At 73.5% G+C, this 16,820-nt stretch carries 19 protein-coding genes; 13 read left to right on the forward strand and 6 right to left on the reverse strand.

Annotation, left to right across the window (positions count from 1 at the left end):
• The first annotated feature begins 62 nt into the window (after positions 1 to 62).
• The 3 genes from mce to Q1K26_RS04575 all read left to right on the forward strand — a co-directional run bounded on the left by mce (position 63) and on the right by Q1K26_RS04575 (position 3,129).
• A complete protein-coding gene (gene mce, locus Q1K26_RS04565; RefSeq protein ID WP_300007892.1) occupies positions 63 to 497 on the forward strand; it encodes a methylmalonyl-CoA epimerase in 435 nt (144 codons plus the stop codon).
• 106 nt (positions 498 to 603) lie between these two features.
• Positions 604 to 1,935: a crotonyl-CoA carboxylase/reductase gene (gene ccrA / locus Q1K26_RS04570; RefSeq protein ID WP_300007893.1), complete on the forward strand. Its 1,332-nt coding sequence runs from the start codon at positions 604 to 606 to the stop codon at positions 1,933 to 1,935.
• Positions 1,936 to 2,007: 72 nt separating this feature from the next.
• Positions 2,008 to 3,129, forward strand: coding sequence for a hypothetical protein (locus Q1K26_RS04575; RefSeq protein WP_300007894.1), 1,122 nt, complete (start codon positions 2,008 to 2,010; stop codon positions 3,127 to 3,129).
• On the opposite strand, the gene Q1K26_RS04580 is transcribed toward Q1K26_RS04575, so the two are convergent.
• From Q1K26_RS04580 to nucS, 4 genes are all read right to left on the reverse strand, one after another.
• The gene (locus Q1K26_RS04580; RefSeq protein WP_300007895.1) at positions 3,126 to 3,413 is read right to left on the reverse strand and encodes a hypothetical protein; all 288 of its coding nucleotides are present in this window, start codon (positions 3,411 to 3,413) and stop codon (positions 3,126 to 3,128) included. The two genes, Q1K26_RS04575 and Q1K26_RS04580, sit on opposite strands and share 4 nt — an antisense overlap.
• Before the next feature lie 2 nt (positions 3,414 to 3,415).
• Positions 3,416 to 5,200 carry a 3-hydroxybutyryl-CoA dehydrogenase gene (locus Q1K26_RS04585; RefSeq protein WP_300007897.1) on the reverse strand — a complete coding sequence of 595 codons (1,785 nt, stop codon included), beginning with the start codon at positions 5,198 to 5,200 and terminating at the stop codon, positions 3,416 to 3,418.
• A gap of 86 nt (positions 5,201 to 5,286) precedes the next feature.
• Entirely contained in the window at positions 5,287 to 6,759 is a 1,473-nt protein-coding gene (locus Q1K26_RS04590; RefSeq protein WP_300007898.1) for an aldehyde dehydrogenase family protein, read from the reverse strand.
• 67 nt (positions 6,760 to 6,826) lie between these two features.
• Positions 6,827 to 7,486 (reverse strand): endonuclease NucS, encoded by a 660-nt coding sequence (nucS, locus tag Q1K26_RS04595; protein ID WP_300007899.1) that lies wholly within the window; start codon positions 7,484 to 7,486, stop codon positions 6,827 to 6,829.
• 190 nt (positions 7,487 to 7,676) lie between these two features.
• Here nucS and Q1K26_RS04600 point away from each other — a divergent pair, with 190 nt between their 5' ends.
• On the forward strand, positions 7,677 to 8,858 hold the full coding sequence (locus tag Q1K26_RS04600) for an amidohydrolase family protein (RefSeq protein ID WP_300007900.1): 1,182 nt from the start codon (positions 7,677 to 7,679) through the stop codon (positions 8,856 to 8,858).
• Between the two features lie 166 nt (positions 8,859 to 9,024).
• Here Q1K26_RS04600 and Q1K26_RS04605 read toward each other — a convergent pair whose 3' ends face one another.
• Entirely contained in the window at positions 9,025 to 10,011 is a 987-nt protein-coding gene (locus Q1K26_RS04605; protein WP_300007901.1) for a WYL domain-containing protein, read from the reverse strand.
• Between the two features lie 17 nt (positions 10,012 to 10,028).
• Between Q1K26_RS04605 and Q1K26_RS04610 the strand changes: the two genes are divergently transcribed.
• From Q1K26_RS04610 to Q1K26_RS04650, 9 genes are all read left to right on the forward strand, one after another.
• Positions 10,029 to 10,559 (forward strand): NUDIX hydrolase, encoded by a 531-nt coding sequence (locus Q1K26_RS04610; RefSeq protein WP_300007902.1) that lies wholly within the window; start codon positions 10,029 to 10,031, stop codon positions 10,557 to 10,559.
• A 100-nt stretch (positions 10,560 to 10,659) separates the two neighbouring features.
• The gene (locus Q1K26_RS04615) at positions 10,660 to 10,956 is read left to right on the forward strand and encodes a hypothetical protein (protein ID WP_300007903.1); all 297 of its coding nucleotides are present in this window, start codon (positions 10,660 to 10,662) and stop codon (positions 10,954 to 10,956) included.
• A gap of 1 nt (position 10,957) precedes the next feature.
• Entirely contained in the window at positions 10,958 to 12,133 is a 1,176-nt protein-coding gene (locus tag Q1K26_RS04620) for an acyl-CoA dehydrogenase family protein (protein WP_300007904.1), read from the forward strand.
• Between the two features lie 30 nt (positions 12,134 to 12,163).
• A complete protein-coding gene (locus Q1K26_RS04625) occupies positions 12,164 to 12,952 on the forward strand; it encodes an FHA domain-containing protein (protein ID WP_300007905.1) in 789 nt (262 codons plus the stop codon).
• 270 nt (positions 12,953 to 13,222) lie between these two features.
• A complete protein-coding gene (locus Q1K26_RS04630) occupies positions 13,223 to 13,558 on the forward strand; it encodes a helix-turn-helix domain-containing protein (RefSeq protein WP_300007906.1) in 336 nt (111 codons plus the stop codon).
• 47 nt (positions 13,559 to 13,605) lie between these two features.
• Positions 13,606 to 14,376, forward strand: coding sequence for an enoyl-CoA hydratase-related protein (locus Q1K26_RS04635; RefSeq protein WP_300007907.1), 771 nt, complete (start codon positions 13,606 to 13,608; stop codon positions 14,374 to 14,376).
• Positions 14,377 to 14,477: 101 nt separating this feature from the next.
• Complete coding sequence (locus Q1K26_RS04640) at positions 14,478 to 15,335, forward strand: transporter substrate-binding domain-containing protein (RefSeq protein WP_300007908.1); 858 nt, start codon at positions 14,478 to 14,480, stop codon at positions 15,333 to 15,335.
• 27 nt (positions 15,336 to 15,362) lie between these two features.
• Positions 15,363 to 15,620 (forward strand): hypothetical protein, encoded by a 258-nt coding sequence (locus tag Q1K26_RS04645; RefSeq protein WP_300007909.1) that lies wholly within the window; start codon positions 15,363 to 15,365, stop codon positions 15,618 to 15,620.
• 3 nt (positions 15,621 to 15,623) lie between these two features.
• Entirely contained in the window at positions 15,624 to 16,049 is a 426-nt protein-coding gene (locus tag Q1K26_RS04650; protein WP_300007910.1) for a type II toxin-antitoxin system VapC family toxin, read from the forward strand.
• Between the two features lie 6 nt (positions 16,050 to 16,055).
• On the opposite strand, the gene ehuA is transcribed toward Q1K26_RS04650, so the two are convergent.
• Positions 16,056 to 16,817, reverse strand: a complete 762-nt coding sequence (ehuA, locus tag Q1K26_RS04655; RefSeq protein ID WP_300007949.1) for an ectoine/hydroxyectoine ABC transporter ATP-binding protein EhuA — start codon at positions 16,815 to 16,817, stop codon at positions 16,056 to 16,058.
• Positions 16,818 to 16,820 lie beyond the last annotated feature (3 nt).

Here is a 16,820-nt window from a genome sequence, read left to right on the forward strand (position 1 = left end):
GACACCATCGGGGCACGCCTCACCCTCCGCGGGCCGCCCGTGCCCGGCTAGATTCTCCGGCCATGGGAGAACACAGGATCATCGGTGTGGACCACGTCGGCATCGCCGTCGCCGACCTCGACGAGGCGATCGCCTGGTACGGCGCCGCGCTCGGTCTGGTGTCCACGCACGAGGAGACCAACGAGGAGCAGGGTGTCCGCGAGGCCATGCTCAGTGCCCCTGGCGACGACGGCGGTGCGGCCATCCAGCTGCTCGCCCCGCTGCGGCCGGACTCCCCGATCGGGAAGTTCCTGGACCGCAACGGTCCCGGCATCCAGCAGATGGCCTACCGCGTCGTCGACATCGAGGCCACGAGCGCCGCGCTGCGGGCCCAGGGGGTGCGCCTGCTCTACGACGAGCCCCGCCGCGGCACCGCCGAGTCGCGGATCAACTTCCTGCACCCCAAGGACGCGGGCGGCGTGCTCGTGGAGCTGGTCGAACCGGCCGCCTCGCACTGAACCGGGTGGTACTGACCACCTGGACGGGGCGCGACACCGTCGGTACGGGTACCATACCGCGCAGTAACTTTCGGGATACCAAGCACTCGCCATCGGAGGCCCAGCCGTGCAGGAGATCCGCGACGCCATTCTCGCCGGTCGCTTCGACGCCGTCGGCTCGCTCGACGTCCCCGACCACTACCGGGGCGTCACCGTGCACGCCGACGAGACGGAGATCTTCGCCGGGATCCCGTCGAAGGAGAAGGACCCGCGCAAGAGCCTGCACCTCGACGAGGTCCCCACGCCCGAGCTGGGTCCGGGGGAGGCGATCGTGGCCGTGATGGCCAGCGCGATCAACTACAACACCGTGTGGACGTCGATCTTCGAGCCGGTGTCGACGTTCGGCTTCCTCAAGCGCTACGGCCGCGTGTCCCCACTGACGGCCCGTCACGACCTGCCCTACCACGTGGTCGGCTCGGACCTGGCCGGCGTGGTGCTCAAGACGGGGCCGGGTGTCAACGCGTGGAAGCCGGGCGACCGGGTCGTCGCGCACTGCCTGTCGGTGGAGATGGAGAGTCCCGACGGGCACGGCGACTCGATGATGGATCCCGAGCAGCGGATCTGGGGCTTCGAGACCAACTTCGGCGGGCTCGCCGAGCTGGCCCTGGTCAAGTCCAACCAGCTCATGCCCAAGCCCGCGCACCTCACGTGGGAGGAGGCGGCCGCGCCCGGGCTGGTCAACTCGACCGCCTACCGCCAGCTCGTCTCCCGCAACGGGGCCAACATGAAGCAGGGCGACACCGTCCTGATCTGGGGCGCGTCGGGCGGGCTCGGTTCCTACGCCACCCAGTTCGCGCTCAACGGCGGTGCCACCCCGGTCTGCGTGGTGTCCTCCCCGGAGAAGGCGGAGGTGTGCCGCAGGATGGGCGCCGAGCTGATCATCGACCGGTCGGCGGAGGGCTACCGGTTCTGGCGCGACGAGCAGAACCAGGACCCCAAGGAGTGGAAGCGCCTCGGCGCGAAGATCCGCGAGCTCACCGGCGGCGAGGACCCCGACATCGTCTTCGAGCACCCCGGCCGCGAGACCTTCGGCGCGAGCGTCTACGTCGCCCGCAAGGGCGGCACCATCGTGACCTGCGCGTCCACCTCGGGCTACGAGCACAGCTACGACAACCGCTACCTGTGGATGAACCTCAAGCGGATCATCGGCTCGCACTTCGCGAACTACCGCGAGTCGTTCGAGGCCAACCGGCTCATCGACAAGGGCCTCATCCACCCCACGCTGTCCAAGGTCTACCCCCTGGCCGACACCGGGCAGGCCGCGCTGGACGTGCACACCAACAGCCACCAGGGCAAGGTCGGGGTCCTGGCGCTGGCCCCCGAGGAGGGGCTGGGCGTGACCGACCCCGACAAGCGGGCGAAGCACCTCGACGCGATCAACCGGTTCCGGGGCATCTGATACCCGACCCGGTGACGGCTGCCACGACGCGTGGTGGCAGCCGTCACCGGCCCGCCCGGTACGGTGAGTGGCATGCCGGTCCCCGCTGAGTCCCTGCCCGACGCCGGATTCGACGTCGCGCGCAGGGGATACGACCAGGGTCAGGTCGACTCGCACCTCCGCCGGATCGATGCCGAGATCGCGATCCTGACCGCCGACCGCAACGCCGCCGTCGACCAGGCCGCGCAGCTCGCCCGCGAGCTCGACGACGCGCGGGAGCGCGCGGAGAAGCTGCGGGCACAGGTCCGCACGCTCGCCGGGCCGCCGCAGAGCGTGCAGGGCATGAGCGAGCGCATGCGCTCGATGCTGCGCCTGGCCGAGGACGAGGTCGCGGAGATGCTCGGGCGCGCGGAGACCGAAGCCGCGCAGCGTCGCCAGGAGGCCGAGCAGGAGGCCGCGCAGATCGTCGCCGCGGCGCAGGAAGAGGCGGCCGCATTCCTCGGACCGGCCCAGCTGGAGGCCACCGAGCTCGCCGAGCGCACCGTGCGGGAACGTGCGCAGATCGGCCAGGACCGCATCACGATGGAGCGCAAGCTCGCCGCCGACCGCGCGGAGTTGGACCGGGAGCTCGCCGAGCGTCGCGCCGAGGCCGAGCGCTGCCTCGCCGACGAGCGCGCCACCGTCGAGGCCCTGCTCGAGGGACAGCGGGCGGAGCTGGAGCGGGAGATCACCGAGCGGTTGCGGCGGTCCGAGCAGGAGCGCGCGGTCGTGGAGGAGGACTTCGCGATCGCGATGGACCAGCGCCGCAGCGAGGCCCTCCGGGAGCTGCACGCCGAGCGCGACGCCACCCGCCGCGAGATCGAGCAGATGCGTGAGGAGACCGCCGCCCGGACGAGCGAGCAGGTCACCGAGGCCGAGGACCGGGCCCGGCGCATGATCGCCGACGCCGAGCACCGGGTCGCCGAGCTGGGGAACGTCCGCGGGCGGGTCGCCGAGCAGCTCGACGCCGCGCGCAACGCGCTGGGCCGCGTCATCGGCTCGCTGGAGCCGGTCCCGGGCGAGCCCGGCGCCGCCGTCAACGGTCACCCGGCCGGCGCCGAACCCGCGACGGTGCGGCTGAACCCCGACACCCTCACCGATTCCGAGCCGGTCGCCGTCGACCGGGCCCGGCCCACTCCCCGCCAGCGCACCCGCGCCACCGCCGGTCGGCGCTAACGCCTGCGGCCGGGCCCCCGCCGGGCGCGGGCGGCCCAGCACGGCGCGTGCCAGTGCCGCCGCTCGTCCACCGAGCCGTACTCCCCCGCCGGCCAGACGACCACGTGCGGCGTGCGCGCAGGGATCTCGTGGTCACAACCGGGGCACCGGTAGAAGCGGTCCGAGGACGCCCCGGGCACGCTGCGCACCACCCATTCGCCGTCGGGCCAGCTCTCCGTACGCGTGAACGACGCCGACCGCAGCGGGACGTGCTCCGCCCGCTGCGGCCGGTGCCTGCGTGCCATGGTCAGCGCGCGGCGTAGTCCCGGAACCCGTGCCCGGTCTTGCGCCCCAGGCGCCCGGCGGTCACGAGGTGCTCCAGCAGCGGCGCGGGCGCGAACCCGGCCTCGCGGAACTCCAGGTAGAGCGAGCGCTCGATCGCCAGCGACACGTCGAGACCGACCACGTCGAGCAGCTCGAAGGGCCCCATCGGCAGCGCGCAGCCGGTCTTCATGGCCGCGTCGATGTCGTCGGCGGTGGCGTAGTGCGCCTCCAGCATCTTCACCGCGTCGTTGAGGTACGGGAACAGCAGCGCGTTGACGATGAACCCGGCCCGGTCGCCGCAGCTCACCGGCACCTTCCCGATCCGCTCGCACAGCGCCAGCACCGAGGCCGCCACGTCCGGGGCCGTGGTGATCGTCGAGACCACCTCCACCAGCTTCATCGCCGGGGCCGGGTTGAAGAAGTGCATGCCGACGACGTCCTGGGGCCGCGACGTGACCGCCGCGCACTCGACGACGGGCAGCGAGGACGTGGTGGTGGCGAGGATCGCGCCGGGCTTGCAGATCTCGTCGAGCGCGGCGAACACCGCGCGCTTGACGTCGAGCTCCTCGGCGATGGCCTCGACGACGAGGTCGACGTCGGCGAAGTCCTCCAGCCGGGTGGTGCCGGTGATCCGCGCGAGCGTCGCGTCCCGGTCGGACTCGGTGACCTTGCCGCGCACGACGGCCTTGTCCAGCGACTTCCTGATCCCGCCGATGGACGCCTCGACCTTCGAGTCGCTGCGCCCGCGCACGATCACGTCGAGCCCGGCGGCGGCGAGCACCTGGACGATCCCGCTGGCCATGGTGCCGGTGCCGACGACGCCGACGCGGGAGATGTCGCGGACGGTGACGTCGTCGGGCACGGTGCCGCTGGGCGTCAGCGCGTCGGGCACGACCTCGGAGCTGTGCGCCTTGGCGTAGGTGTAGAAGCCGCGGCCCGACTTCCGGCCCAGCAGCCCGGCAGTGATCATCTGCTTGAGCACCGGGGCGGGGGCGTGGGTCTGGTTGCGGGACTGCTTGTACATCGTGTCGAGGATCTCGTAGCTCGTGTCGAGCCCGATCAGGTCGAGCAGCGCGAGCGGACCCATCGGGTAGCCGCAGCCGAATCGCATGGCGGCGTCGAGATCCTCGCGGCTGGCGTAGCGCTGCTCGTACATCGCCGCGGCGTGGTTGAGGTAGCCGAACAGCAGCGCGTTGGCGATGAAGCCGGCGCGGTCGCCGATGACGACAGGCACCTTGTCCAGGGTGGCCGCGAACGCCTTGACGTCGTCGGCCACGTCCTGCTCGGTGACGACCGTCCGCACGACCTCGACGAGCTTCTGCACCGGCGCCGGGTTGAAGAAGTGCAGGCCGACGACCTTGCCGGGGCGGCCGGTGCGCACCGCCAGCTCGGTGACCGACAGCGACGAGGTGTTCGATGCGAGCACCGCGTCGGGCCGGCAGACCGAGTCCAGCTCGGCGAACACCTTCGCCTTGAGGTCCAGGCTCTCCGGGACCGCCTCGATGACCAGGTCGGCGTCGGCCATGTCGGACAGCGACGTGGTGGTGGTGACGCGGCCGAGCAGCGCGTCGGCGTCGTCCTGGGTCAGCTTCCCGCGCCCGACGGCACGCGAGAGGGAGGTCTCGAGGTGCGAGCGGCCACGCGCGACGGCGTCGGCGTCCACCTCAGCCGCGATGACCTGCAGCCCGTTGCGGGCGAACACCTCGACGATGCCCGCCCCCATGGTCCCCAGGCCGACCACACCGACCGTCCGGAACTCGCGTGCCACGCTGCCGTCCTTCAATGTCACGACCTCCGCCGTTGGGGGATGCTTGCCGCGCATCCTCCCATCTCCGCGGGCCCGGGGCGTGTGAGCTACCTCCCGTGCAGCACCCGCATCAGCCCGACGAGCACCTTCATGACGGCGGCGGGGCGGGTGAAGCTGGTGATCGCGATCGGCAGCGCGAACCGCTGGCGCGCCACCGCCTGCGGCCGGGTGAACTCGCGCAGCCCGTCCTCGCCGTGGATCCGCCCGAACCCGGAGTCGCCGACCCCGCCGAAGGGCAGCGCCGGGATCCCGGCGAAGGAGATCACGCTGTTCACCGACACCATCCCGCACCGCAGCCGCGCCGCGATCTCGGTGCCTCGGGCCTTCGAGAACACCGTGGCGCCGAGGCCGTAGCCCGTGGCGTTGGCGCGGCGCACCGCCTCGTCGACGTCCGGTACCCGGTTGACGACGAGCAGCGGCCCGAACGTCTCCTCGGTGACGGCGGTGGAGTCCTCGGGCACGTCGGTGAGCACGACGGGCTCGACGAGTCGCCGGTCCGCGCTGCCGGCACCGCCGACGAGCGCCCGGGCGCCCTTCGCGAGCGCGTCGTCGATCTGCCCCTGCACGACGGCGGCCTGCGATTCCATCGTCATCGGGCCGAACTCGCGCCCCGGCTCCAGCGCCCGGGCCTTCGCGACGACCTTCGCGGTGAACGCATCGGCCACCGTATCCACGACGTACACGCGCTCCACCCCGACGCAGGTCTGCCCGGCGTTGGACATCCCGCCCCAGACCGCGGCGTCGGCTGCGGCGTCCAGGTCGGCGTCGACGTCGACGATCAGCGGGTCCTTGCCGCCGCACTCGATCAGCACCGGCGTCAACGTCTCCGCGCAGGTCGCCATCACCCGCTTGCCGGTGGCCGTCGACCCGGTGAACGCGATCTTGGCCACCCCCGCCCGGCACAGGGCTACGCCGGTCTCCGCGTGCCCGGTGACCACCTGGAACACCGGCCGCCCCGCCACGATCTCGGCGAACGAGTCGGCCAGCGCGACGCCGACCCCCGGCGTCAGCTCGCTCGGCTTGAAGATCACGGCGTTGCCCGCCGCCAGCGCGTAGGCGATGGAACCCATCGGGGTGAACACCGGGTAGTTCCACGGCCCGATGACGCCGACGACACCGAGCGGGGCGTAGGTGAGCGTGGCCGCCTGGTTGGCCATCAGCAGCCCCGACGGGACCGAGCGCGTCCCGAGCACCTTCGCGGCGTGCTTGGCCGCCCAGTCGAGGTGGTCGACGGCCAGCACCAGTTCCAGCCGGGCGTCGTCGAGCGGCTTGCCCGTCTCCGCGGCGACGACCCCGGCGAGGTCGTCGAGGCCGCGTACCAGCGCGCGGCGCCACTCCCCCAGCAACCGATGGCGACCGTCGAAGCCCTGGTCGGCCCACCACTGCGCCGCGTCGGCCGCCCGGGCCACCGCGGCGCCGACGTCGGCCGCGGTGTGATCCGGGTGGGTGCCGACGACCTCCCCCGTCCGCGGGTCGAGGGACTCGAACGTGCTCTGCGCGGGCGTCTGCGTGGCCGTCATTACCTGAGAGTAGGACGCGGGTGGAGGTCCGCACAGGCCGCGGTCGGCCCGCCCGGGCCGCGCCGGTTCAGAACAGGCGCAGGTCCGTCGACTCCGTGCCGCGCAGGGCGTCGTAGTCCACCACCACGCAGCGGATGCCGCGGTCCTGCGCCAGCGTGCGGGCCTGCGGCTTGATCTGCTGCGCCGCGTACACGCCGGTGACGGGTGCGAGCAGCGGGTCGCGGTTCATCAGCTCCAGGTAACGGGTCAGCTGTTCGACGCCGTCGATCTCGCCGCGCCGCTTGACCTCGACGGCGACGTGGCGGCCCGCGGGATCGCGGCACAGCAGGTCGACCGGGCCGATCGCCGTCATGTACTCCCGGCGCACCAGCGTGAAGTCCTCGCCCAGCGTGGTGGGGTGCGCCGCGAGCAGCTCCTGCAGGTGAGCCTCCACCCCGTCCTTGACCAGCCCGGGATCGACGCCGAGCTCGTGGGTGGAATCGTGCAGCACCTCGTCGATGGTGATGACGAGCGACTCGTCGGCCTTGTTGCGCACCGTCCACACGCCCGGCTCCTCGGACAGCCAGCACGGCGGGCTCATCCAGTTCAGCGGCTTGTAGGCGCGGTCGTCGGCATGCACGCTCACCGAACCGTCGGCCTTGACCAGCAGCAGCCGCGGCGCCATCGGCAGGTGGGCGGTGAGGCGGCCGACGTAGTCGACCTGGCAGCGGGCAATGACCAGGCGCACGGCGAGCGACCCTACCGGCGCCCCGGGCCGGGCGCGTACCGGCGGCTACGTGGCGCGGCTACGTGTTTTCCACGATGGCTCCGACCCGCCGCGCTCGTAGAACTGCGGCATGCGACACATCGAGGGGATGCCGGCCCGCACAGACGTGCGGCCCGCACCGTCCGCCGCCGGTGCTCCTACGACCGGGCGGATGAGCCGACGCATCGCGGTCCGCGCCGCGCGCCTCTTCGACGGCGCGGACAGCAGCCCCGACCCGTTGGTCCTGGTCGAGGACGGCCGGATCGTCGACGTGGGGCACGGCGCGGCGCCTCCGGGCTGGGAGGTGCTCGACCTGGGCGGCGCGACGCTGCTGCCCGGCCTCGTCGACACCCACGTGCACCTGGCGTTCGACGGCGGCCCGGACCCGATCGGGTCGCTGGCCCAGCGGGACGGGGACGCGCTGACGGCCGCGATGGCCGAGGCGGCGGCCGCGCAGCTGCGTGCGGGCGTCACGACCGTGCGCGACCTCGGCGACCGGGACTTCTCGGTCCTGGGCCTGCGCGGGTCGGGTGCCGGGCCGCTGCCCACCATCGTCGCGGCCGGGCCGCCGCTCACCTCCGTCGGGGGGCACTGCCACTTCCTGGGCGGCGAGGTGGTCCCGGCCGGCATCCGGGCCGCGGTGCGGGCGCACGTCGAGCGCGGCGTCGACGTCATCAAGGTGATGGCCAGCGGCGGCATGATGACCGCGGGCTCCGACTTCCACGCGCCGCAGTTCTCCGCGGGCGAGCTGGCGGTCGTCGTCGACGAGGCGCACCGCCACGGGCTGCCGGTCACCGCGCACGCCCACGCGCTGGCGGCGGTGCGCGACGCCGTGGCTGCCGGGGTGGACGGGATCGAGCACTGCTCGTTCCTGGGCCCGGAGGGCGTGGTCGTGCCGGACGCGCTGGTCGAGGCGATCGTGGCGCGGCGGATCGCGATCGGCTCCACGGTCGGTCTCGCGCCGTGCGCCCGCGACTTCGTCCCCCCGCCGCAGCTCGCGGCGCTCCTCCCGCACCTGCTCGCCGCGCACGCCCGCCTCGTCGACAAGGGGGCCGTCGTCGTGGCGGGCACGGATGCGGGCATCGCGCCGCCGAAGCCGCACGGGGTGCTCCCGCACGGGCTGGCCGAGCTGGCCGGCCTGGGCATGAGCACCGCCGCCGCCCTGCGCGCCGGCACGCAGGTGGCCGCGCAGGTCTGCGGGCTGGGCCATCGCAAGGGCCGGATCGCGACCGGCTACGACGCCGACCTGCTCGCCGTCGACGGTGACCCGCTCGCCGATCTGGCCGCGCTGCTGCGACCGGTGGCGGTCCTGCTCCGCGGCGAGCCCCTGCCGACGCCGGAGACGGTCCGATGATCCGGGAGCGGCTGGCCGGCGCGGCCCGCGCGGTCGGTCGCGCGGCGCTGGCGGGCCTCGCGACCGAGAACGGCTGGTGCTGGGTCTGGGGTTTCGGCCCCGCGCCCCGGCACCTCCACCTCGACCATCGCCACGACGGGCCGAGCGCGGCGGACCGGGACCGACCTCAGCGAGGTGCGTTGCGGGCGGCGAGCGCCGAGCCGGCCGCGGCCAGGGCCACGCGCAGCTCCACCGGCTCCAGGGCCTCGACCTCCCCGGCCAGGCCCACGAGCTGAGCGGTGGCCACGGCCACCCCCTCCACCTGCAGCTCGAGCTCGCACCAGCCGTCGGCGTCGGGTGGACCGGCCGCGGTGAGCGCCCGTGCGGCGGCGGCGGCGTCGGTCACGTGCGGGAGCCACGCCCGCCCGCGCGGCCCCACCCGCAGCCGCACCGTCGCCCGCAGCATCGTCGACTCGAACCCGGCCGACGCCCCGGCCCACCAGGTCGGGAGGTCGAACCCCGGCGGCCGGGCGAACCGCTCCCCGGTGGCCTCGGCGGCGACGATGCGCTCGACGCGGTAGGTCAGCACCCGGTCCACCTCCGGGGAGGCCGCGCTGCGGGCGCCGAGGTACCAGGTGCCCGCCTTGAGTACCAGCCCCAGCGGATCGACCAGCCGCTCGACGACCTCCTCGCGCCGCCGGTAACAGATGCGCAGCCGCTGCCCCTCCCACACCGCGGCCGCGACGGCGTCGAGCCGGGGCACCTCGTGCGGCGTGTGGAACCAACCGGGCGCGTCGAGGTGGAACCGCTCGGCCACCGTGCGCGCGTGCTCGCGCAGGCCCGCGGGCAGTGTCGCGAGCAGCTTGGCCTGCGCCCCGGCCAGCGCCGCGCTCATCCCCAGCTCGGCCACCACCTGCGGGGCACCGACGGCGAACAGCGCGGCCGCCTCCCGCGCGGTGAGGCCGTCGAGCCGGGTGCGCCAGCCGTCGACGAGCCGGATGCCGCCGCCGCGGCCGGCCTCGGTGAACAGCGGCACCCCGGCGTCGGACAGGGCGGCGACGTCGCGGTAGATGGTGCGCTCGGACACCTCCAGCTCCGCCGCCAACTCGGCCGCGGTGGCGCCACGCCTGCGCTGCAGGGTGAACAGCAGGGTGATCAGCCGGGACGCTCGCACGTCGCGATACTGCCGTCATGGAGACGATCAGCAGCCGCCAGGTCTACGCCAACAGCTGGATGACCGTGCGCGAGGACGAGATTCGCCGCGGCGACGGCTCCGACGGCATCTACGGCGTCGTCGACAAGCCGACCGCCGCCGTCGTGATCGCCCGGGACGGGGACCGGCTGCACCTGGTGGAGCAGTTCCGCTACCCCGTCGGGCAGCGGCGCTGGGAGTTCCCGATGGGCACCGCGCCCGAGCGGGCCGAGCTGGAACCCGCGCGGCTCGCGGCCCGCGAGCTGGCCGAGGAGACCGGCCTGGTCGCCGGGCGGATGGAGCTGCTGGGCCGGCTCGACATCGCGCCCGGCATGTCGAGCCAGCGCGAGCACGTCTTCCTCGCCACGGACCTGACGGAGGGGCCACCGTCGCGCGAGCACCAGGAGCAGGACATGCGGGCGGCGTGGTTCACCACGGCGGACTTCGAGGTGATGGTCCGTAGCGGCGAGGTGGTGGACGCCCAGACCCTGGCCGCCTACCTGCTCCTGCTCCTCCACGACCGCGGCTGACGGCGCGGGAGTTGCAGCAAGGCCACCATGCCGCAACGAGATTGCAGCAAGGTGGCCTTGCTGCAATGATCAGCACCACTACCCCACCCGCGCGGAGCTGGTGCTCGCCGCCGTGGCGCACCTGGGCGCCGCCCGGTTCGCCGAGGCAAGGAGGCGGGCCGCCGACCTCGGACCGGGACGCACCGTGGCCGTGCTGCACATGCTGGCGGATCTGCACACCGGGCCGCTGTACCGGGCGATGCTCGAGCTGTGGGTCGCCGCCCGCACCGACGACGCGCTGTGCGCCGCGGCCGTCCCGCTGGAGGACCGTCGAGCCGCCGGGCGCCGCCGACACCTGCTCGACGACCGGGCCCGACAGCTCGACCACCGACTGACCACTGACCGCCCGGAGGCATGAGATGGACCTGCGCGAGACCGACGAACAGCAGCTGCTGCGGAAGTCCGTGGCCCGGATGGCGGGCAAGTACGGCCACGACTACCTCATCGACAAGGCCCGCACCGGCGGCAAGACCACCGAGCTGTGGGCCGAGGCGGGGGCGAACGGCTACCTCGGCGTCGCGGTCCCCGCCGAGTACGGCGGCGGCGGGGCGGGCATGGTCGAGCTGTCCATCGTGGCCGAGGAGATCGCGGCGGCCGGTTGCCCGCTGCTGCTGATCGTCGTCTCGCCCGCCATCGCGGCCACGGTGATCGCCACGAGCGGCACGGTCGACCAGAAGGAGCGCTGGCTCCCGCGCTTCGCCGACGGCAGCGCGAAGATGTCGTTCGCGATCACCGAACCCGACGCCGGATCCAACTCGCACAAGATCACGACGACGGCGCGCCGCGACCCCGACGGGAGGGGCTGGCGGATCAGCGGCACCAAGTACTACATCTCCGGTGTCGACGAGACCGAGGCGACGCTCGTCGTCACCCGGCTCGAGGGTGCCCAGAAGGATTCCACACAGGGCACGCTGCGCCCGGCGATGTTCATCGTCCCCACCGACACCCCGGGCATGACCTACCAGCCGATCGAGATGGCGATCCAGAGCCCGGAGAAGCAGTTCACCGTCTTCTTCGACGACGCCTACCTGCCCGACGACGCCCTGGTCGGCGGCGAGGAGGCCGGGCTCGCCGCGCTGTTCGCAGGGCTGAACCCCGAGCGCATCACGGTGGCGGCCTACTCCAACGGCCTCGCCCGCTACGCCCTGCGCAAGGGCACCGACTACGCGAAGGACCGCACGGTCTGGAAGTCCCCGATCGGCGCGCACCAGGCCATCGCGCACCCGCTGGCGAAGGCGCACGTGGAGGTGGAGCTCGCCCGGATGGCCACCACGCGCGCGGCCTGGTTCTACGACGCCGGGGACATGGCGGCCGCGGCCGAGGCGGCCAACATCGCCAAGTACTCCGCGGCCGAGGCCGCGATCAACGCCGTCGACGCCGCGGTGCAGGCGCACGGCGGCAACGGTATGGCCGTCGAGTACGGGGTGGGCACGCTGATCGGTGCGGTACGCACGGCGCGGATCGCTCCCGTGAGCCGGGAGATGATCCTCAACTTCATCGCCCAGCACACGTTGGGCCTGCCGCGCAGCTACTGACGGCGGGACCGCCCTGAGAGGATGCGGGGCGTGCACCCGCACCCCGGACCCGACCGGCAGCTGCCGGACTCGCACGCCAGCCTCGCCCACGGCGTGCCCCCCGCCGCGCGCGCCACGATCTTCGCCCTGTCCGTGGGCGGCGGCATGTCGGTCGGCCCGAAGGAGGGCCGCACGTTGCTGTTCGGCCGCAACCGGCCCGACGTGCACGTCTGCGTCGGCGAGGACGACCCCCGCGTCAGCCGCGAGCACGGCACGCTCGAGCACCGCGGCGGGAAGTGGTGGATCCGCAACACCGGGCGGCTGCCGGTCCGGCTGCCCGGCGGGCGCCTGCTGTTCCCCGAGGAGGAGCCGGTCCCGCTCGGCGAGGGGTACACGCCGGTGTTCGTGCGGGGGTCCAGCGGCCGCGAGCACCTGCTGGAGGTGTTCGTCACCGGAGCCGACGGCGGCCGCCCCGCCGCCCGGCACCGCGATGCCACCCAGCAGCCGGTCCTGTGGCGCCTCGACGACGACGAGCGTCTCGTCCTGACCGTGCTCGGCCAGCGCTACCTGCTCCACGAGCACCGCCCCCAGCCGCTGTCCTGGCGCCAGGCCGCCGACCAGCTCGCCGAGCTGGCGCCCGATGCGGGCTGGACACCGAAGCGGGTGGAGCACGCGGTCACCGCCGTCCGCACGCGGATGTCGCGGGGCGGGGTGCCGGGGCTGACCCGCGAGGAGGTCGGCGAGCCGGTGGGCAACGCGCTCAACGACAACCTGATCCGCGAACTGGTGCTCTCCACCACGCTCGTGCCGCCGGACCTGGAGCGGCTCGGCGACGCCTGACCCCGGTGGGTCTCCGGCGACGGCGGCAGGAAAACACATCAGAGCCTTGACAGGATCTCCAGTCGTCGATGTAGGCTTTCGGTACGAGAAGGACGCGACGCCACCGGGACGGCGCCGGTCACGACGAGCGGAGGGTGCGATCACGAACAGCCCGAAGCATCAGGATCATCACGACTAGTCCTCCGTCGACGCGGGCCCGGCCACCAGGCCGGGCCCGCCTTCTTTGCCGGTCGAACCCGCCCGAGGGCCGGGGACGGGAGGTGGACACCGATGGGCGTCGGTCGTCTCGACGACGAGGACTATCCGTCGGTCACGATGGGTCAGGCCGCCGAGCTGCTGGGCGTGCAGCCGGCCTTCCTGCGCAGCCTCGACGCGGCGGGCGTGCTCCACCCGCACCGGTCCGGTGGCGGGCACCGCCGGTACTCGCGCCGCCAGCTGGTGTTCGTGGCCCGGATGCGCGAGCTGTTCGACGAGGGCATGACCCTCGACGCCGCCGCCCGCATCGTCGGCCTGCAGGACGAGCTCGGCGTCGCGCAGGCCCGCATCGACGAGCTCGAGCGCGAGCGGCCACCGGAGCGGACGGGCGAGGCGGACGCCGACGGCTGAGCCGGGAGGGGTCCCATCGCGGTTCCACGCGGGCTACCGTCGTAGGCATGGAGTACGAGTACCTGTCCGTCAAGCACGACGGCGACACGGTCCGCATCACGATGAACCGCCCCGAGCGCCGCAACGCGCTCTCCGAGCCGCACCTGCGCGAGCTGCTCGACGCCTTCGAGGCCGCGGGCCGCTCGGACGCCACCGGGATCGTGCTGGCCGGGGAGGGCCGGGCGTTCTCCGCGGGCCACGACTTCGCCGACGTCTCCTCCCGCGACCTCGCCGGCGTGCGCGACCTGCTCCGGCTCTGCACGCGGGTGATGATCACCATCGAGCAGGTGCCCCAGGTGGTGATCGCCAAGGTCGCCACGATCGCCACGGCCGCGGGCTGCCAGCTCGTGGCCACCTGCGACCTCGCCGTGGCCGCGGAGTCGGCGTCCTTCGCGCTGCCCGGCGGGAAGGGCGGCTGGTTCTGCCACACCCCCGCCGTGCCGGTGGCGCGCACCATCGGCCGCAAGCGGCTGATGGAGATGACGCTGACCGGCGACGCGATCGACGCCCGCACCGCCGCCGAGTGGGGCCTGGTCAACTACGCCGTGCCCGACGACGAGCTCGACGCCCGCACCGACGAGCTGCTCGCCCGCGCCACCCGCGGCACCCGCTTCGGCAAGGGTGTGGGCAAGCAGACCCTCTACGCCCAGCTCGACCGTCCCGAGGCCGACGCCTACGCGATCGCCGTCGAGGTGATGGCGTCGATGTCGCAGAGCCCGGGAGCGCGCGAGGGCATGGCGTCGTTCCTGGAGAAGCGCAAGCCGGTCTGGCCGGACTGAGGGCCGGTCAGGGCGCCGGCTCCCGCACCCGTCCGGCCTGCGGGCCGCCGCGGCGGTCTCCGACCCGGCGGCGAGGCCCGCCGGCACCTAGCCTGGCGTGAATGCTCACCCGCAGGCGGCTACTGGCGCTCGGCCCACCGGCCGTGCTCGCCGCGGCGTGCGCCCAGCCCACCGGCACCGTGCTCGAGCGCGCGCGCCGGTCCGGAGTGCTGCGCATCGGCATCTCCGGGGAGCGGCCCTACGCCTACGTCGACGGCTCCGGCCGCGTGACCGGCGCGCAGCCGGAGGTGGCCCGCGCCGTGCTCGCCCGGCTGGGCATCGGCGGGCTGTCGGCGGTGCAGGTGCGGTTCGCCGACCTGGTACCCGGACTGCGCGACGGGCAGTTCGACATGATCGCCGCGGGGATGACGGTCACCCCCGAGCGCTGCGGCCTCGTGGCGTTCAGCCGCCCGGACTTCGTCGCCGCGCCCGCCTTCCTGGTGCCCGAGGGCAATCCCCGCGGCATCGGCACCTTCCAGGGCGTCGGGCGGGCCGGGGTCGTGCTCGCCGTGCTCGACGGCTCGGCCGAGCTGGGCTACGCCCTTGACGCCGAGATCCCGCCGGAACGGCTGACCGTCGTCGACGACCAGCGGACGCTGTTCCGCGCCGTCGTCGACGGGCGGGCGCAGGCCGGCGCCCTCACCGCCGTCTCGCTGCGTGCCGAGCTGCGCCGCAACCCCGGCACCGGAGTCGAGGTCACCCGGCCGGTCGCACCGACCGTCGAGGGTCGCCCGATCGTGCCGGCCGCCGCGTTCGCCGTGCGGTTCGGCGAGGGCGACCTGCTGCGCGCGTTCGACCCCGAGCTGACCGCCCTGCAGGAATCCGGCGAGTGGGCGCGCCTCACCGAACCCTTCGGCCTCGACGAGGACAACCTCCCCGACCCCGGCCTCACGACCGGGGCGCTCTGCTCCAGCGGGTGATGCCCGTGATGCGTTAGCGTGGACATCATGCGCACCACCGTGACGATCTCCGACGAGCTCCTGGAGGCGGCGAGGCTGCGGGCGCGTGAGCGCGGCGTCACTCTCGGTGCCGTCATCGACGCCGCCCTGCGCCGGGAGTTCGCGGCATCGACCCGGCACACGGAGCGGCCGGTCGTGCCGGTGTTCCGCGGCGGCACCGGCCCGCGCCGCGGGGTCGACCTGACCTCGAACCGGGCCCTGATCGAGGCCCTCGACGACGACGCCGACCTCACCACGCTGCGCTGACCGATGTACCTGCTGGACGTGAACGTCGTCCTCGCCGCCCACCGGGACGACCACCCCCGGCACGGGGTGGTGCGACCGTGGTTCGATGCCCTGCTGGCCGCCGACGAGCCGTTCACCGTGCCGATGACGGTCTGGGCGTCGTTCCTGCGGCTGGCGACGAACCGGCGCATCTTCGCCGTGCCCACCCCGCTCCCCGACGCGTTCGCGTTCGTGGACGCGACGTGCGCTCAGCCCCACCACCTGGTGCTCGGCCCCGGGAGCAGACATCTGGCGCTGCTTCGAGGGCTCTGCGACAAGGGCGCCGCCACCGGCGACCTCGTGCCCGATGCCGTGCTCGCCGCCGTCGCGGCCGAGCACGGCTGCGAGGTCGCCACCCTCGACCGGGACTTCGCCCGCTTCCCCTCGGTGCGCCACACGCTGCTGAGCTGAGCCGGATCAGCGACCCAGGACCGCCTTGAGGAACTCCTGCGTGCGGGGGTGGTCCGGCTCGGTGAACAGGCGCTCGGGCGGGGCGTCCTCGATCACGCGCCCGCCGTCGAACATCATCACGCGGTCGGAGAAGTCGCGCGCGAACCCCATCTCGTGGGTGACGCACAGGATCGTGATGTCGGTGGTCTCCCCGATGTCGCGCAGCAGCGCCAGCACGCCGGCGACGAGCTCGGGGTCCAGCGCGGAGGTCACCTCGTCGAGCAGCAGCACGTCGGGCCGCATCGCCAGCGCCCGGGCGATCGCCACCCGCTGCTGCTGACCGCCGGAGAGCCGCGACGGGTGCTCGTCGATGCGCTCCCCCAGCCCGACGAGGTCGAGCAGCTCGACCGCGCGCGCGTTCGCCTCGTCCCTGCTCAGCCCCAGCACCCGGGTCGGCGCCTCGATCAGGTTGCCGCGCACGGTCATGTTCGGGAACAGGTTGAACTGCTGGAACACCATCCCGATGCGCTTGCGCACCTCGCGGGAGTGCTTCTCGTCGGCGGGCACCAGCTTCCCGCCGCGCTCCATGTGCGACAGGTGCTTCCCGGCGACCCGGATCGTGCCGCCGGTGACCGACTCCAGGCACATCAGCAGCCGCAGGATCGTGGTCTTGCCCGACCCGGACGGCCCGATCAGCGTGACGTGCTCGCCCGCCGCGACGGTGAAGCTCAGGTCCGACAGCACGACGGTGTCGCCGAACCGCTTCTCGACGCCGTCGAACACGATCATGGG

The organism is Pseudonocardia sp., assembly GCF_029263155.1.
In the GTDB taxonomy this organism is placed as follows: Bacteria; Actinomycetota; Actinomycetes; order Mycobacteriales; family Pseudonocardiaceae; genus Pseudonocardia.

What these genes read in the sequence shown, in the direction of transcription:
- Q1K26_RS04630 (WP_300007906.1), top strand. Translation starts at nt 13,223, where the DNA reads ATGGGCGTCGGTCGTCTCGACGACGAGGACTATCCGTCGGTCACGATG.
- ehuA (WP_300007949.1), bottom strand. Translation starts at nt 16,817, where the DNA reads ATGATCGTGTTCGACGGCGTCGAGAAGCGGTTCGGCGACACCGTCGTG.
- Q1K26_RS04640 (WP_300007908.1), top strand. Translation starts at nt 14,478, where the DNA reads ATGCTCACCCGCAGGCGGCTACTGGCGCTCGGCCCACCGGCCGTGCTC.
- Q1K26_RS04580 (WP_300007895.1), bottom strand. Translation starts at nt 3,413, where the DNA reads ATGGCACGCAGGCACCGGCCGCAGCGGGCGGAGCACGTCCCGCTGCGG.
- Q1K26_RS04610 (WP_300007902.1), top strand. Translation starts at nt 10,029, where the DNA reads ATGGAGACGATCAGCAGCCGCCAGGTCTACGCCAACAGCTGGATGACC.
- Q1K26_RS04645 (WP_300007909.1), top strand. Translation starts at nt 15,363, where the DNA reads ATGCGCACCACCGTGACGATCTCCGACGAGCTCCTGGAGGCGGCGAGG.
- Q1K26_RS04600 (WP_300007900.1), top strand. Translation starts at nt 7,677, where the DNA reads ATGAGCCGACGCATCGCGGTCCGCGCCGCGCGCCTCTTCGACGGCGCG.
- Q1K26_RS04590 (WP_300007898.1), bottom strand. Translation starts at nt 6,759, where the DNA reads ATGACGGCCACGCAGACGCCCGCGCAGAGCACGTTCGAGTCCCTCGAC.
- Q1K26_RS04575 (WP_300007894.1), top strand. Translation starts at nt 2,008, where the DNA reads ATGCCGGTCCCCGCTGAGTCCCTGCCCGACGCCGGATTCGACGTCGCG.
- Q1K26_RS04650 (WP_300007910.1), top strand. Translation starts at nt 15,624, where the DNA reads ATGTACCTGCTGGACGTGAACGTCGTCCTCGCCGCCCACCGGGACGAC.
- Q1K26_RS04620 (WP_300007904.1), top strand. Translation starts at nt 10,958, where the DNA reads ATGGACCTGCGCGAGACCGACGAACAGCAGCTGCTGCGGAAGTCCGTG.
- mce (WP_300007892.1), top strand. Translation starts at nt 63, where the DNA reads ATGGGAGAACACAGGATCATCGGTGTGGACCACGTCGGCATCGCCGTC.
- Q1K26_RS04635 (WP_300007907.1), top strand. Translation starts at nt 13,606, where the DNA reads ATGGAGTACGAGTACCTGTCCGTCAAGCACGACGGCGACACGGTCCGC.